We start from the raw sequence: 17084 nt of genomic DNA, 5'->3' as shown, positions 1-17084 counted from the left end.
TGGCAATATATTTTATTTCCTTGCCCTTGCCTTTTTCTCTCCTTCATGGTATAATACAATTAAATTTTCAACTTTTTTCAAAAGGAGGATGTTTCCCCATGAAGCTCATCCACCTCTCTGATCTCCATCTGGGAAAACGGCTCAACGAAATTTCTCTGCTGGAAGATCAGCGCTACATATTAGAAGAGATCTGCCAGATTCTGCGGCAGGAACAGCCCGATGCTGTGATCATCGCCGGAGACGTCTATGACAAATCCATTCCCTCCGCAGAATCCGTGCAGCTGTTCGATGAATTTCTCTCCCGGCTCGCCGCCATGGAACTGACTGTACTGCTCATCAGCGGCAACCACGATTCCCCGGAGCGTGTTTCTTTCGGTGCAAGCCTCATGCAGCGCAGCCGGGTCTATATTGCCCCTGTATTTGACGGCACGATTTCTCCTGTTACGCTCCATGACAAGTACGGCGAAGTGCGGTGCTATCTCCTGCCCTTTGTCCGCCCTGCCCACGTCCGTGCATGCTATTCTGACGAGGAGATCAACGACTATGAGGATGCCGTCCGCACAGTGCTGGCGCACATTCCTCTGGATCAGACGATGCGCAATGTCCTGGTGACCCATCAGTTTGTGGCAGGAGCCTCCCTGTGCGAAGTCCAGGAACGGGAGATCGGCGGCACCGACCAGGTCAGCGCTGCCCTCTTTGCCGACTTCGACTATACTGCCCTGGGACATATTCACCGCCCCCAGTCCATCGACTCCGAAACCATCCGCTACTGTGGCTCGCCTCTGCAATATTCCCTGTCGGAGATGGGCTATGCCAAATCTGTTACCGCAGTGGAACTGGGCGAAAAAGGCAGCGTTTCCGTCCGGGAGATCCCTCTAAAGCCGCTCCGGGCACTGCGGGAGATTCGTGGCACCTATCTGGAACTGACGGAGAAAAAGAACTACGAAAACACCAATACGGAGGATTATCTGCATATTGTCCTCACTGACGAAGAAGATGTCCCCGATGCCATCGGCAAGCTGCGCATGATCTACCCCAATCTCATGAAGCTGGACTATGACAACCAGCGCACCCGAACCAGCCGGCAAATCACCGGTGCAGACGATGCACAGGAACAGAAACCCTTCGACCTATTTGCCGCATTGTACGAACAGCAGAACAATCAGCCCATGAGCGATAGCCAGCAGAAATTTTTGAAAAAGCTTATTGACGAGATCTGGGAGGAGGAAGACGCATGAGACCCATTCGCCTGACCATGTCCGCATTCGGTCCCTATGCGGGAGAAATTCAGCTGGAATTGGAACAGCTGGGCACCCACGGACTCTATCTCATTACCGGGGATACCGGTGCCGGAAAGACCACTATTTTTGACGCCATTACCTTTGCACTCTATGGCGAAGCCAGCGGCGAAAACCGGGAAAGCTCCATGATGCGTTCCAAATATGCCCTGCCGGAAACGCCGACTTTTGTAGAACTGGAATTTCTCTATAGCGGCAAGCAGTACCGCATCCGCCGCAACCCGGAATATCTCCGCCCGGCAAAGCGCGGCGGCGGTACTACCGTGGAAAAAGCCGATGCCGTTCTGGAATATCCGGACGGTCGTGTGGTTACCAAGACAAGGGAAGTCACTGCCGCTGTCCGGGAGATCATGGGCATCGATCGCAGTCAGTTCACCCAGATTGCCATGATCGCACAGGGAGATTTCCTGAAACTTCTCCTGGCATCTACCGAAGAGCGAAAAAGCATCTTCCGCCAGATCTTCCAGACCGGACGCTATCAGAAATTACAGGAACGGCTTCGCAGTGCACACAGCGCTTTGCAGTCCCGGTACCAGGAATGCAAACGTGCCATGGGACAGTATTTGCAGCAGGTACAGCCCCCGGAGGATCCGGCACAGGCGGCAACTCTTGTGCTGGCACAGCAGGATAGTCTGCCCCTGAGTGAGGCAATGGAACTGATCACCTGTATGCTCCAGACCGACCAGGCGGCACAAGCTGCGCTGAAACAACAGGCGGATGCCCTGCAAAAAGATCATGCAAAAGCCATTGCGCAGCTGACACGGGCAAAGGAACTGGAGCAGGTGCAAACTGCCCGGCGTGCCGGCATCTATGAACGCCGTCAGCTTCTGGAAAAGCAGGCGCAGCAACAGGCGAAATTGCAAGCGGCACAGCAGGCACTGGAGAAAAACGCCGCCATTCCCGGACAGATCACACAAATTACCCAGCAGCTGCCCCAATATGACACATTGGAGCAGAAAAGCCGGCAATTCCGGGAAAAACAGCGGCAGCTCCAGATCTTGGAAAGTACGGTACAGCAGCTGAAAGCACAGCAGTCCCAGATGCAGCAGAAGCTGACCCTTGCCCGTGGGGAACTGGAAGCTCTTGCAGAAGTCGGCACCCAGTACGAAAAATACAATGCTCGGTATCAGAGTGCCGCAGAACAGCTGGAGCGGTTGGAAAATCTGCGCCAGGAAATACAGTCCCGTCAGACTGCGGCAGCAGAACTGGCAAAAGCACAGGACGATTACGTGAAGAAATCCGGAAAAGCACAGGCACTCCGGGAGGAATTCACCATCCAGAACCGTGCGTTTCTGGATGAACAGGCAGGTATTCTCGCTGCATCTTTGCAGGACGGCGTTCCCTGTCCCGTATGCGGTGCCACATCCCATCCGCATCCGGCAAGCACTTCGGCACAGGCGCCCAGCGAAGCGGAATTGCAGCGGCTCCGGGAAAAGAGTGACCGGGCACAGCAGCAGGCGGCAGAGGCAAGTGCAGAAGCAGGACGACTCCGGGGTACAGAGGAAGCCCTGGCGCAGCAAGTTACCCAGATGGCAGCGGCACTATTGGGAACACCTGTTCCCGACGATTTGTCGGCAGCGGTATTCCAGAAGCAGACTGCGATACAGGCAGAGCGCACCCGGCTGGAACAGGAAATGCAGCTGGAACAGGGTCGCATGGAACGGAAAACCATTCTCTCCCGGCAGATTCCCGAACAGGAGGCTCAGTTGGCACAGCTGCAACAGAAATGCGCTGCATCAGAGCCACAGGTTATCCGGCTGCAAACGGAACTGGAAAATGAAAAGCTAGCCGTAGAGCAGCTGCGCAGTTCTCTCACTTACACCAGCCGTGCCGAAGCGGAACAGGCAGCGGCTGCTCTGAAGAAAACATATGAACAATTGCAGGCGGCGCAGGACAATGCCGGAAAGCAATACCAGAGGATCGCCGACCAGATCCACACCCTGGACGGACAGATTCAGGCGCTGCAAAAGCAGTTGGACGAAGCGGAGCCAATTGTGCCGGAAGAAGTGCAAAAAACGGTGCAGGAACTGGAAGAAAAACGGCGTACTCTGGAGGAAAACCAGAAGCATCTGCACTTCCGGCTGCACACCAACCGCCATGCTCTGGAACAAATTCAGGCACAGGCGGCGCAGTGTACGGAACTGGAGCAGCAGATCATGCAGATCGGTGCACTGGCGGATACGGCAAACGGCACCCTGGGCGGCAAGGAAAAGATCATGCTGGAAACATTTGTGCAGATGACCCAGTTCGACCGGATTCTCATGCGTGCCAACACACGGCTTATGATCATGTCCGGCAACCAGTACGAACTGAAACGCCGGACTTCGGCTGGGAATATGCGCAGCCAGAGCGGTCTGGATCTGGATGTCATTGACCACTACAACGGTTCGGAGCGCAGCGTCAAGACACTTTCCGGCGGCGAGGCATTCCAGGCATCCCTGTCCCTGGCGTTGGGGTTGTCAGATGAGATCCAGTCCAGTGCCGGCGGCATACAGCTGGATACCATGTTTGTGGACGAGGGATTCGGCGCACTGGATGAGGATGCGCTGGAGCAAGCCATCCGTGCCCTCACGGGACTTGCTACCCAGAACCGGTTGGTGGGAATTATTTCTCATGTGTCGGAACTGAAAGAAAAGGTGGACAAGCAGATCATTGTCACAAAAGACCGCACCGGCGGCAGCCGGGTGGAGATCATCTCATAAATGTTACACCGCAATCTTACAAAAATGTAAGATTCACCACGGGAAATGTAAGCCAAATCGATGGCGGTGCATTTCCCGTTTGTGGTATACTGGAGTTGTAAAAGCAATTAGGAATGAAAAATGGCGTGTCAGTGTTCACTTGACTCAAAATGATTCATTTTATAAATCATCGCCATAGGCGATACTGACATTTTTCATTCCAAAAAGGAGGTCATTGCAATGGCAATGTTAGAGGTATCCCATCTCAAAAAAATCTATACCACACGCTTTGGCGGCAATCAGGTGGAGGCGCTCCGGGATGTGTCCTTTGTGGTGGAACAGGGGGAATATACTGCCGTCATGGGCGAATCCGGTTCCGGAAAGACCACCCTGCTGAATATTCTGGCGGCATTGGATCGTCCCACCAGCGGCAGCGTCCAGCTGGACGGAAAGGATCTCACCCAGATCCGGGAATCCCAGATCGCCGCATTCCGCCGGGACAACCTGGGCTTTGTCTTTCAGGATTTCAACCTGCTGGACACATTTTCTCTGGAGGACAACATCTACCTGCCCCTGGTGCTCATTGGCACACCATATGCGGAAATGCAGCGGCGGCTGGCACCGATCGCCCGGCAGCTTGGCATTACGGAGCTGCTGAAAAAATACCCATATGAGGTTTCCGGCGGTCAGAAACAGCGTGCCGCAGTGGCACGTGCTCTGATCACCAATCCCAGATTGATCCTGGCGGATGAGCCCACCGGTGCACTGGATTCCCGTTCCACCGATGAACTGCTGTCCCTGTTCACCGCCATCAACCAGTCGGGGCAGACCATCGTCATGGTGACCCATTCCGTAAAGGCTGCCAGCCATGCCGGACGGGTCATGTTCATCAAGGATGGTCAGGTATTCCACCAGCTGTATCGGGGCAGTGACACCAACGAACAGTTTTATCAGCGGATTTCTGCTTCTCTTGCACTTCTGACTACGGGAGGCGAGAACGCATGAAGATGAATCTATACCCGAAGCTTGCCTGGCACGGCATCGTCAAGAACAAAAAGACCTATCTCCCTTTTCTTCTGACCAGCATCGGCATCGTCATGATGTACTACATTGTCTCCTATCTGACCTACAGCAAATCTGTCCACGAAATGCACGGCGGTCAGAATTTGCAGCTGATTTTGTCCTGGGGCATGGCGGTGACGGCAATTTTTGCAGTGATCTTTCTGTTCTACATGAATTCCTTCCTCATGCGTCGCCGTAAGACGGAGTTCGGGTTATACAACATCCTGGGTATGGGGAAGTGGAACATTGCCCGTATCCTGCTGTGGCAGAATCTTATGCTCTTTGTGACCTCCCTTGCAGGCGGTTTGGGGCTTGGCGTTCTCCTGTCGAAGCTGGCGGAACTGTGTGCAGCACGGGTGCTGGAAAACGAAGCCGTTCTGGCGTTTTCCATCGAACCCACGGCTGTACGCAATACGCTGCTGCTGACGTTGATTTGCTTCGCTTTGATCCTGTTGTACTCTTTGGGACAGATTCACGTGGCAAAGCCGGTGGAGTTGCTCCGTGGGGAAAAGGTGGGCGAAAAACCGCCAAAAGCCCGGTGGATCTTGGCGGTGATCGGTGTGATCCTGCTGGGCATCGCCTACTATCTGGCAATAACCATTGAGGAGCCCATGGCGGCGCTGAGCGTCTTTTTCGTCGCCATTGTGCTGGTCATCATTTCCTCTTATCTGCTGTTCATCTGCGGCTCTGTGGCGTTGTGTAAGATTCTCCAGAAGAACAAGCGGTATTACTACAAAACCAGCCACTTTGTCTCTGTTTCCTCTATGGCATACCGCATGAAGCGCAACGGCGCAAGCCTTGCCTCCATCTGCATCCTGTCTACGGCAGTTCTGGTTATGATCTCGTCCTCCTTGTGCCTGTACATTGGCGAAGAGGATATTTTGTACAGCCGATATCCCACAGATATGGAAGTGAACAGCTATTCTGCGGATGCAGAATACACCACATCCATAGAAAATGCCGTTTCGGAAGTCATGCACACTTATGATGTGACGCCGGAGCATGAGATTCACTATTCTTATCTTCCCGTTGCCGGTATGCAGCAGGAGAACAAGATCATCATTGATCGGAAAAATTTTGACGGGTTTGTCAATTACGATGATGTGCTGCAGGTCATGATCTACACGCTGGAACAGTATAACCAGCTTTCCGATCAGACAGAGACTTTGTCAGATAACCATGTGCTCATCCATATGGAAAAAGGGGAATTCCCCTATGACACGCTGCAATTTGGCGAGATGGCACCCATGTATGTAGAAAAACAGGTAGACCTCTTCGTATCCCAGGGCATCAATCTGGCATCTGCCGTTTCCACCATGTATCTTGTGGTGCAGGATGCAGATACACTGCAAGAGATTTACAATCACCAGAAGCAGGTATACGGCGATGAAGCCTCCGAGATGGAAACCTATTATGGCTTTGACCTGGACTGTGACGAGGAAACCCAGATTGCCATTCTGGATGACATGGACAGCAGCATCCAGGCACTGCAATTGCAGGACGAAGCCTTTCCCAGAGTGGACACCGCCTGTCGTGCAGAACAGCGTCATAATTGCTATTCCCTGTACGGCGGTCTGCTGTTTCTGGGTATCATGCTGAGCGTTGTCTTTCTGTTCGGCACTGTGCTGATCATGTACTACAAGCAGATCTCCGAGGGCTATGAGGACGCCTCCCGGTTCGAGATCATGCAGAAAGTGGGCATGACCCAGAAGGAGATCCGGAAGAGCATCAACTCACAGGTATTGACGGTATTTGCGGCACCGCTTCTGGCGGCTGGGGTACACACGGGCTTTGCTTTTCCCCTTGTACGCAGGCTCTTAATCTTGTTCGGACTGACGAATACACCACTGCTGGTGGGCGTCACGGTGGGCAGCTTCCTGGTGTTTGCAATTCTGTATGTGATCATGTACAAGCTGACCTCCCGGAGTTATTACCAGCTGGTGAAATAAATGGTGCAAATGATGCGTAAATTAACAGTAATAATGGGATTTTCCCTTCTGGCAGTTGTGGCAGTTCCGCTGGGTGTGCTGCTGATTCTGGCGGCAGGCATCTGGAACGGCATGGACTGGGTGCTGCAAAAATTTTCTTAAGGCAACACCGCGCAAAAAACGGGCGAACCCGAAGTGAAATGGGTTCGCCCGTGTTGCGGTCTTTGTATTGTATGCCTATGGTATATTTTTGAATATGCGCTTATTGCAGAATCTCGCTCCACTGGGCATCGCCGCCCACGGATGCTGCGGCGTAATATTTCAGCATGAAATAGGCATCGTCGGGATCGACTTTGCCGTTTCCGTTGACATCTGCGGCACAGCGGTTCCGGTCGGAGAGTGCAGGCTCGCCGCCTACAGCGTCTGCGGCATAGTGCCGGAGCGCAAGGTAAGCGTCATCGGGAGTGGTTGTCTCCGTCTCATCGCAGTCACCTCGGGTGACGTAGGGGATGGCGCCGTTGTCGATGGGTTCGTTTACCGCAGCGTAGGCAAGCTCATTCATCTGGCAGTGGAGATCCACTGTTTCCACCTGTTCCGTTACTTCTATTTGTTTGACCAGCTGAAGCATTTCGCTTGGGGTCATTTTCTGATACAGTTCCGAATCGAGGGATATTCTGTATGTGGTACCATTGCTTACAGATTCTACAGAAACCACGCCCAGACTTTCTGCAAAATCTTCTGCTGTCAAGGCAATATTCTCTGTTGTCTGGATATCGAGTGTGATCGGAGTGCCGTCCATCGGACGCTTTTCACTTCCCTCAAAATCATAGTTCAGGTTGAGACTGCTGTCTGTCAGTTCATATCCGGCAGCACCATAGGTGATAGACGCAAATCCAGGAATGGTCTGCAAATAGGTGATGAGCGTAGTTTCATCCACTTCACAATATTTCGAAAGTACCAGCTGATATGTTCCGTCTCCAAAATCTTCTAGCGAAGCGCCGTTCACATAGTGATTGGTGATATTCGGTGCGCCTTCTGTCACGGGAACCGGGTCTGTACTACCATATATACAAATCGCTTTTTCCAACTGCGCCGCTGCATCCTTCGGGAGAGACAGACCCTGTTCCAACTGAATCGTGTAGTATTTCTTTGTGAGTTCAATGGCGTAAAAGTTGTCTTCCGTCAGATAATGATACATGCCGGCGGATGTTTCGAGGAAGTACGAATTTGTATCTTGCGCCATTTCCTCCAGAAGCTGCGGAATCGGCTTTCCCTCTGCCAGAATCCCAGCTGCAAATGTCGGCATACTGCACACGCCTGTCAAAACTGCAGCGGTGCATGTGGCTGTTAATATCCTTTTCCTTCTTTTCATAAAAATCATCCTTTCAAAACATTACTCAGGTTTGTGACAGTGAGTTTTCCAACTAAAAATTTATTTAGTGCAACTGCATCTGATAAATTAATTGTACCATCTCCATTTACATCACCTCGCAGTGCTGTCGCAGAAGCCGAAAGCGAAGCAATAGACCCCACAACGCACACACATGCCACCAATAATGAAGCTAACCGTAATTTTTATTTCATAAAAAATGCACCTCCTAAAATTTTAAGAACACGAATTTTCTTCTAACAATATATTAGCACATTTCACCATAAAAGTCAACACTGAAATTCTAAATTTATATATATAAACATTTTTTGTGTCGAAAAATGCCGGCAATTTATGCGAAATGAAATAACTTTAAGATTGCTTGAAAATTATTATAGCAAAATCTTATAAAATACATAAAAAAACAAACTGCTAAAATCCGTATTTCTAGAAAATTTCAAAAAAACACGTGACAAATCCCCGAAAATATGGTACAATAAAAGGCAACAGCCGCTTTCTGCGGCAGCGAATGTTAAGGAGGAACCTCGTATGTCAAAAAAGCCGTATTATATTACCACGCCGATCTACTATCCGTCGGGTAATCCCCATATCGGTCACTGCTACACCACCGTTGCCTGCGATTCCATCGCACGGTACAGACGAATGCAGGGCTATGATGTCATTTTCCTCACGGGAACGGACGAGCACGGTCTGAAAATTGAACAGAAAGCAGCCGAAAGGGGTATCACTCCGAAAGAATATGTGGACGAGATCGTCAAGGTTTTCAAGGCGCTCTGGGAGCGTATGCATATCAGCTATGACCGCTATATCCGCACAACGGATGATTATCATGTAGAGACAGTACAGAAAATTTTCAAGGCACTGTACGACAAGGGCTACATTTATAAGGGTGAGTACAAGGGCAAGTACTGTACACCCTGCGAGAGCTTCTGGACAGAGTCCCAGCTGGACGAAAACGGCTGCTGTCCCGAGTGTCACCGGGAAGTCACTGAGGCAAAGGAAGAGGCATATTTCATGAAGATGTCGCCCTTTGCCGACCGGATCGAAAAGCTGCTCACGGAGACGGATTATCTCCAGCCCAAGACTCGTGCGGTCGAACTGGTGAACAACTTCATCAAGCCGGGTCTGGAGGATCTCTGCGTGTCCCGGACTTCCTTTACATGGGGTATTCCCGTGACTTTCGACGAGGGACATGTGGTCTATGTCTGGATCGACGCCCTGTCGAACTATATCAGCGCACTGGGCTATGAAAACAGCGCATACCATGATTTTGACGAATACTGGCCGGCAGACATACACATGGTAGCAAAGGATATCATGCGTTTCCACGCCATTATCTGGCCGGCAATGCTCATGGCGCTGGATCTGCCCTTGCCGAAGCATCTGGCAGTACACGGCTGGATCACGTTCAACGGACAGAAAATGTCCAAGTCATTGGGCAATGTGGTAGATCCGTTCCTGCTGGCAGACCGCTACGGCGCAGATGCCATCCGGTATCACATTCTCCGGGAAATGGCGCTGGGTGCAGACAGTTCTTTCTCCAACGAGATTATGATCAACCGCATCAACTCCGATCTGGCAAACGGACTGGGCAATTTGGTTTCTCGTACCGTGGCAATGGTGGAGAAATACTTCGGCGGCACACTGCCGGAGGAACGCCAGCCCGGTGAATTTGACGACGAACTCATTGCCGCTGCTGCCGGACTGAAAGACAAGCTGGAGGAACTTCTGGACAAGACCCAGCTGAATCTCATGCTGGCAGAGATTTTCCAGGTAGTATCCCGTGCCAACAAGTATATTGACGAAACCGCACCGTGGATTCTTGCACGTGACGAGGCAAACCGCACTCGTCTGGCTACGGTGCTCTACAATTTGCTGGAGACCATCCGCATTGTCTCCGTGCCCCTGAGCACATTCATGCCGGAGACCATGCCGAAAATCTGGGAACAGATCGGCGCATCCCCGGCGGAAACTGCATACAGCACCATTTCCAGCTTCGGTACACTGTCGGCAAATGTGACGGTACACAAGGGAGATATCATTTTCCCGAGAATCGATGTGGACAAGGAAATTGATGAGCTGAACCAGCTGATTCTGGCAAACCAGCCCAAGGAAGAGCCGGCTGAGCCGGAATATACGCCCCAGCCTCTGGCAGAGGAGATTCCCATCGACACCTTTGCACAGACGGATCTGCGTGTGGCGAAGGTCATTGCCTGCGAAAAGGTCAAGAAGTCCAAGAAGCTGCTGAAGCTTCAGCTGGACGACGGCATGGGCGGCAGACAGGTGGTTTCCGGTATTGCGCCCTGGTATGCCCCGGAGGATCTCATCGGCAAAAAAATCATGCTGGTGGCAAATCTGAAGCCGGCAAAGCTCTGCGGCGTGGAAAGCTGCGGTATGATCTGTGCGGCAGATATGCCCAATGGGGATGTGAAGGTGATCTTCCCGGATGAGTCCCTGCCGGTGGGAGCGAAGATTCGCTGAGTCCTTAAGGCAACACTGCAAAAAGACCGCCTGACGGCTTTGCACGGTATTGCCTTGAATATAGCAACAACAAAGGCTGTCCGATTCGGGCAGCCTTTTTGCGTACATGCTTTCCGTTTCTGCATATCTTTCCCAAACCCGGGCATACTCCTAGTATCGCGAACATAGAAAGGAGCATATTGCAATGAATTACTTGCAGATCGAAAAGGTAGTAGGCAGAGAAATCCTGGATTCCCGTGGCAATCCCACCGTTGAAGCAGAGGTGACTCTCCTGGACGGCACAGTAGGGAGAGGTACTGCACCCAGCGGTGCCTCCACCGGGGAATTCGAAGCCCTGGAACTGCGGGACGGCGATGCCGCACGCTATCTGGGTAAGGGTGTTACCAAAGCGGCGGAAAATATCAGTACCATAATCCATGACACCCTCCGGGGAATGGATGCCTCGGATATCTACGCTGTGGATCGTGCCATGATTCAGGCGGACGGCACAAAGGATAAGTCCAACCTGGGTGCAAATGCCATTCTCGCCGTTTCCATTGCTACCGCAAGAGCCGCATCCATTTCTCTGGATATTCCCTTGTACCGGTTTCTGGGCGGTATCTCCGGGAATCGCCTGCCTGTGCCCATGATGAATATCCTCAACGGCGGTGCTCATGCGGCGAATACTGTGGATGTGCAGGAGTTCATGATCATGCCTGTGGGTGCGCCCAGCTTCAAAGAAGCCCTGCGCTGGTGTGCCGAGGTATTCCACGGACTGGCATCCCTGCTGCGCTCCAGAGGTCTTGCCACTTCCGTGGGAGATGAGGGCGGTTTTGCGCCGGATCTGGCAAGTGATGAAGAAGCCATCCAGTATATTCTCATGGCAGTCCAGCAGGCAGGCTATGAGCCGGGCAGAGATTTCATGATCGCCATAGATGCCGCCGCCAGCGAATGGAAAAGCGGTAAACCCGGGGAATATGTGCTTCCCAAGGCAGGTACCCATTTCACCTCAGAGGAACTGATTCTCCACTGGAAACACCTGGCGGAGAAGTACCCCATTATCTCCATTGAGGATGCCCTGGATGAAGAGGACTGGGAGGGCTGGAAGAAGCTCACCCAGGAGCTGGGGGATAAGGTGCAGCTGGTGGGGGATGATCTGTTTGTGACAAATACAGAACGACTGGAAAAGGGTATCCGTTCCGGCTGCGGCAATTCCATTCTCATCAAGCTGAACCAGATCGGCTCCGTTTCGGAGACGCTGGAGGCGATCAAAATGGCACATGCAGCAGGCTATACGGCAATTGCATCCCACCGTTCCGGCGAGACGGAGGATACAACCATTGCAGATCTGGCAGTGGCACTGAATACCTGTCAGATCAAGACAGGTGCACCCAGCCGTTCTGAACGTGTGGCAAAGTATAACCAGTTGCTGCGGATCGAGGAAGTGCTGGGGGACAGCGCTGTATATCCGGGCATGGGTGCATTTCATGTGAAGCGTGGTCAATAACCACGAAATATTGGCGCAAAAAACGGACGAACCGGGTAAAAGGGGTTCGTCCGTTTTGCTGTAATTGGTTGTAATTTACGCTGTTTGTACAAACTGCGACCGATACAGATCCGCATAGAATCCATTCTTCGCTAGAAGTTCATCATGGGTGCCCTGTTCGATGATATCGCCGTCTTTCATGACCAGAATCAGGTCTGCATTGCGGATGGTGGAGAGCCGATGTGCAATGACAAAGCTGGTTCTGCCTTCCATGAGATGATCCATCGCCTTCTGAATCTGAATCTCCGTCCGGGTGTCTACAGAGGAAGTGGCTTCGTCCAGGATCATGATCTTGTTATCCGCCAGAATCGCCCGGGCAATGGTCAGCAGCTGTTTCTGTCCCTGGGAGACATTGCTTGCGTCCTCGTTTAGCTCCATATCATAGCCCCCCGGCAGCTGCCGGATGAAGCTGTCGGCATGTGCCGCCTTTGCCGCTGCAATGACTTCCTCGTCTGTGGCATCCAGTCTGCCGTAGCGGATATTCTCCATAATGGTACCCTGGAACAGCCATGTGTCCTGCAATACCATGCCGAATGCTTCCCGCAGCTCACTCCGGTTGAAATCCCGGACATTGTGTCCGTCCAGAAGAATGGCACCACCGTTGACATCGTAGAACCGCATGAGAAGCTTTACCATGGTGGTCTTGCCTGCGCCGGTGGGACCCACAATGGCGATCTTCTGTCCCGGCTTCACATCGGCGCTGAAATCGTGGATGATCATCTGCTCCGGGTGATAGCCAAAGGAGACGTGCTGGAAAGAGACGGTACCGGTGATTTCTTCCGGTTGTACCGGATGTTCTGCGGTCTGTACCTCTTCTTCCTCTTCCAGGAATTCAAAGACACGCTCTGCTGCTGCCGCCATGGACTGCACCTGGTTCAGCACCTGGGCAATCTGCTGAATGGGCTGGGTGAAGTTCTTCACGTACTGGATGAATGCCTGAATATCACCGATGGTAATGGTACCCCGGATCGCAAGCAGACCGCCGGAAAGTGCCACAGCAGCGTAGCCTAGATTGCCCACAAATACCATAATGGGGTGCATGAGACCGGACAAGAACTGGGATTTCCAGGCGGAACGGTACAGGGTGTCGTTGGTCTCCTGGAACTTCTGAATGGTCTCCTGTTCCTTGTTGTATGCCTTGATGACGGTGTGACCGGCATAGGTCTCCTCCACCTGTCCGTTGATGTGTCCCAGATATTCCTGCTGCTGCTTGAAGTATTTCTGGGATCTCTTTACCACCAGAGAAATGAGGAAAACAGAGATGGGCAGAACCACAAGTGCAATCAGTGTCATGAGGGGCGAAATACGCAGCATCATGACCAGAACGCCTACCATGGTCGCCACAGAAGTGATGATCTGTGTAATACTCTGGTTCAGGCTCTGCCCCAGAGTGTCCACATCGTTGGTGATCCGGGAGAGCACTTCGCCGTAGGTACGGCTTTCGAAGTATGCCATGGGCATCCGGTTGATCTTTTCGGAGATATCCCGGCGCATCCGGTAGCATACCTTCTGGGTAACGCCGGTCATGAGCCAGCCCTGGATGAAGCTGAACAGAGCACTGAACAGATACAGTCCCAGTACAAATAGCAGAATCTGTCCGATCTTGGTGAAATCTATGCCACCGGTGCCATGGATCTTTGCCATGAGTCCATTGGCCAGCTCCGTGGTCGCCTTACCCAGAATATCCGGGCCGATGACGCTAAACACAGTGGAGACAATGGCGCAAAGAATGACCACCACTACTGCTGCATGATATTTCTTGATGTATACGAACAGCTTTCCCATAGAGCCTTTAAAATTCTTTGCTTTTTCCACGGGCATCTGACCGCCGCCGTGCCCGGGCTTTCCATGTTTTCTTTCATTCGCCATGTGTTGTCACTCCTTCCCCGGATGCCTCTAAGCCCAGTTCCTCTGCGGAAAGCTGGGATTTTGCAATCTGCTGATAAACTTCACAGCTGTGCAGCAGTTCCTCGTGGGTACCCTTTCCCACGATCTTTCCTTCCTCCAACACCAGAATCTGGTCTGCGTGGAGAATGGTGCTGATACGCTGTGCCACAATGATGACCGTGCTGTCCCGTACCTGGGACGCCAGAGCTTTTCGCAGTGCCGCATCGGTTTTCAGATCCAGTGCCGAGAAGCTATCGTCAAAGACGAATACCTTCGGCTGTTTTGCAATGGCACGGGCAATGGTCAGACGCTGTTTCTGACCACCGGAAACATTGGTACCGCCCTGTGAAATGGCGCTGTCATATTTGTCCGGCTTTTCTTCAATAAAGTCAGCCGCCTGTGCAATTTCAGCCGCCTCCCGGATGTCTGCGTCTGACGCATCAGGACATCCAAAGCGCAGGTTGCTGGCGATAGTGCCGGAGAACAGCACACCCTTCTGGGGCACAAAACCGATCTGCCGCCGCAGTTCCTCCAGTTCCATCTGCCGAATGTCTATGCCGTCCAGGCTGATGCTGCCCTCGGTCACGTCGTACAGACGGGGGATCAAATTCACCAGCGTGGATTTGCCGCAGCCGGTACTGCCGATAATGGCAGTGGTCTTACCCGGCTCTGCGGTGAAGTCCAGATCGGTCAGCGCATCTTCCTCGGCATTGGGATAGCGGAAATGCACATGGTCGAACCGCAGCACACCGTGTACCGATTCCGGTTTCTGCGGCTGTTCTGCTTCCTGGATGGAAGTTTCCGTCTGCAAAACCTCGTCAATTCGTCCGGCAGCAACAGAAGCACGGGGCAGCATGACGGACATCATAGTCAGCATCAGGAATGCCATGACAATCATCATGGAATAGGTGATGAATGCTGTCATGGAACCCACCTGCATGACACCGCCGTCGATACGGTGTGCACCGACCCATACAATGAGAATGCTCAGACCATACATGATCATCATCATTACCGGCATCATAAAGGTCATGACCCGGTTGACAAAGAGGTTTGTCTTGGTCAGATTGCGGTTCGCCTGGTCGAAGCGTTCTTCCTCCGTCTTTTCCCGGCAGAAGGCACGGATGACAGGCAGTCCCGTCAGAATCTCACGGGAAACCAGGTTCACCCGGTCTACCAGTACCTGCATTTTCTTGAATTTCGGCATAGCAATGGACATGAGCACGCCCACGATACCCAGAATGACAAGCACGGCAAGGACAATGACCCAGCCCATGCCTGCGCCGGTGTTCACGACCTTGATGACGCCGCCGATGCCCAGTATCGGAGCATACAAGAGCATCCGCAGGAAAATGGCTGTGACCATCTGCACCTGCTGAATATCGTTGGTGCTTCTGGTGATCAGAGAAGCCGTGGAGAACTGATCCATTTCGGCACCGGAGAAGTGCATGACCTTGGAGAATACCTTCACTCTCAGATCACGGCCAACGCCTGCGCCCACACGGGATGCCAGATAGCTGATGCCGATGGCAGTTGCCATCATAACCAGTGCCATGAGCAGCATTTTGCCGCCGGAGAACCACAGATAGGTTTTCTGGATGTGATCTGTGTCCAGTCCGGCATCCTTGTCACACTGCACGGCATAGGCAATGCCCATGGATTCCACCAGTGAGCTGCCCATGGTGTCCAGCATATCTTTCAGCTGGGTGCGCATGTCGTCCAGAACAGCGTCATTCATCTGACCGCTTTCCTCCATGGCAAGAAACAGGGGACGGACATCCACACAGGTGACTTCAGTTTCGTTGCCGTCCTCATCCTCTTCCGTCCGGATGAAAGGCTTCAGTTCCACGCCCATCGATGCACCGATCTCCTCGATGCTCATCTGCGCCATCTGTTCTGCGGCAGCAGGGTCGCTCTGCTGTGTCACGATCTCCCGGAAACTTGCCTCATCTACCATAGACATCTCATAGTTGAGCAGGATGGGGATCATCAGTTCCTCGTCCAGTTCGTCCAGGGTATCTTTTTTCAGGGATTTCTGATCGCAGAATTCACCCTGTATCTCATATGCGTCCTGCCATTGTGCTTGTTCCTCTTCTGTCATGAAGATCTGCGCTGTTTCATATTCTGTCAGCGTCATTTTTTCCGGCAGAAGTTGTTCCACGCCGCTGTTCTGGATCCCCACATCGATAATGTTCGAGGTGTACTGCGGCAGGGACAGGTCACAAAATGCCTGCACGATCAGCAGTACCAGGATCAGCAGTACAGATTTCCAGTAAGGCTTCAGGTTTTTGAAAAGTTTACCCATTCGTTTCTGCTCCTTTCTTCATCGTTTCCAGCTGTATTTCAGCTGATTCATATAGCCGTTCCATCAGCAGGATCAGTTGTTTCATTTCTTCCGGCGCGAACTGCGCCCGGATCCCCTGGTGGAACTGTTCCAGTACACGGTCTGCTTCTTCGATGGTCAGCTGTCCTTTCTGGGTCAGCGTCACATAAGTATTGCGCCGGTCTTCCCGGCTCACATCCCGCCGGATGAGCCCTAGCTCTTCCAGACTGCGCAGCGTCCGTGATACTGCCGGCTGTACCACATGCATTTCCTTTGCCACCGCAGAGACAGTGAGACCGCCGCTGTATTTCTTTTGCAGGCAGCGTATGGTGAACAACACCATATAATCGTGCCGTGCCAGGGGCAGCAGTGTAAATACATTCAGGTTGTGGAACCGGTTTGTAATGGACAGAAAGGTTTCTAACGGATCTGCCATTTTCACACCCTCTTTCCCAATTCTATAACAACGTTATCAAATAACGTTGTTTTATTATAACGTATGTTATTTT

12 protein-coding genes are annotated in these 17084 nt (G+C 52.3%); 7 read left to right on the top strand and 5 right to left on the bottom strand.

Annotation, left to right across the window (positions count from 1 at the left end; all coding sequences use genetic code 11):
* Window positions 1-98: 98 nt before the first annotated feature.
* The 5 genes from Q0418_RS07640 to Q0418_RS07620 all read left to right on the top strand — a co-directional run bounded on the left by Q0418_RS07640 (window position 99) and on the right by Q0418_RS07620 (window position 7131).
* A complete protein-coding gene (locus Q0418_RS07640) occupies window positions 99-1238 on the top strand; it encodes an exonuclease SbcCD subunit D (protein ID WP_298483547.1) in 1140 nt (379 codons plus the stop codon).
* A complete protein-coding gene (locus Q0418_RS07635) occupies window positions 1235-4000 on the top strand; it encodes an SMC family ATPase (RefSeq protein ID WP_298483546.1) in 2766 nt (921 codons plus the stop codon). The genes Q0418_RS07640 and Q0418_RS07635 overlap by 4 nt, the downstream gene beginning before the upstream one ends.
* A 219-nt stretch (window positions 4001-4219) precedes the next feature.
* Entirely contained in the window at window positions 4220-4984 is a 765-nt protein-coding gene (locus tag Q0418_RS07630) for an ABC transporter ATP-binding protein (RefSeq protein WP_298483545.1), read from the top strand.
* Window positions 4981-6990, top strand: coding sequence for an ABC transporter permease (locus tag Q0418_RS07625; RefSeq protein ID WP_298483544.1), 2010 nt, complete (start codon window positions 4981-4983; stop codon window positions 6988-6990). The genes Q0418_RS07630 and Q0418_RS07625 overlap by 4 nt, the downstream gene beginning before the upstream one ends.
* Window positions 6991-7002: 12 nt before the next feature.
* Entirely contained in the window at window positions 7003-7131 is a 129-nt protein-coding gene (locus tag Q0418_RS07620) for a hypothetical protein (protein ID WP_298483543.1), read from the top strand.
* 100 nt (window positions 7132-7231) lie between these two features.
* Here the strand turns inward: Q0418_RS07620 and Q0418_RS07615 are convergent, their stop codons facing one another.
* Both Q0418_RS07615 and Q0418_RS11030 read right to left on the bottom strand, forming a co-directional pair.
* Window positions 7232-8275: a hypothetical protein gene (locus Q0418_RS07615; RefSeq protein ID WP_298483542.1), complete on the bottom strand. Its 1044-nt coding sequence runs from the start codon at window positions 8273-8275 to the stop codon at window positions 7232-7234.
* A 71-nt stretch (window positions 8276-8346) separates the two neighbouring features.
* On the bottom strand, window positions 8347-8502 hold the full coding sequence (locus Q0418_RS11030) for a dockerin type I domain-containing protein (protein ID WP_367276247.1): 156 nt from the start codon (window positions 8500-8502) through the stop codon (window positions 8347-8349).
* Between the two features lie 385 nt (window positions 8503-8887).
* Between Q0418_RS11030 and metG the strand changes: the two genes are divergently transcribed.
* On the top strand, window positions 8888-10840 hold the full coding sequence (gene metG, locus Q0418_RS07610) for a methionine--tRNA ligase (RefSeq protein WP_298483541.1): 1953 nt from the start codon (window positions 8888-8890) through the stop codon (window positions 10838-10840).
* A gap of 184 nt (window positions 10841-11024) precedes the next feature.
* The gene (gene eno, locus Q0418_RS07605; protein WP_298483540.1) at window positions 11025-12326 is read left to right on the top strand and encodes a phosphopyruvate hydratase; all 1302 of its coding nucleotides are present in this window, start codon (window positions 11025-11027) and stop codon (window positions 12324-12326) included.
* Window positions 12327-12401: 75 nt separating this feature from the next.
* On the opposite strand, the gene Q0418_RS07600 is transcribed toward eno, so the two are convergent.
* The 3 genes from Q0418_RS07600 to Q0418_RS07590 are packed head-to-tail and all read right to left on the bottom strand — an operon-like array spanning window position 12402 to window position 17011.
* Window positions 12402-14234: an ABC transporter ATP-binding protein gene (locus tag Q0418_RS07600; RefSeq protein WP_298483539.1), complete on the bottom strand. Its 1833-nt coding sequence runs from the start codon at window positions 14232-14234 to the stop codon at window positions 12402-12404.
* Window positions 14224-16557, bottom strand: coding sequence for an ABC transporter ATP-binding protein (locus Q0418_RS07595; protein ID WP_298483538.1), 2334 nt, complete (start codon window positions 16555-16557; stop codon window positions 14224-14226). The genes Q0418_RS07600 and Q0418_RS07595 overlap by 11 nt, the downstream gene beginning before the upstream one ends.
* On the bottom strand, window positions 16550-17011 hold the full coding sequence (locus Q0418_RS07590; RefSeq protein WP_298483537.1) for a MarR family winged helix-turn-helix transcriptional regulator: 462 nt from the start codon (window positions 17009-17011) through the stop codon (window positions 16550-16552). The genes Q0418_RS07595 and Q0418_RS07590 overlap by 8 nt, the downstream gene beginning before the upstream one ends.
* Window positions 17012-17084 lie beyond the last annotated feature (73 nt).

This window comes from uncultured Ruminococcus sp., from assembly GCF_937915125.1.
GTDB lineage: Bacteria > Bacillota > Clostridia > Oscillospirales > Ruminococcaceae > Ruminococcus_C.
This window is presented reverse-complemented; position numbering and strand designations above follow the sequence as displayed.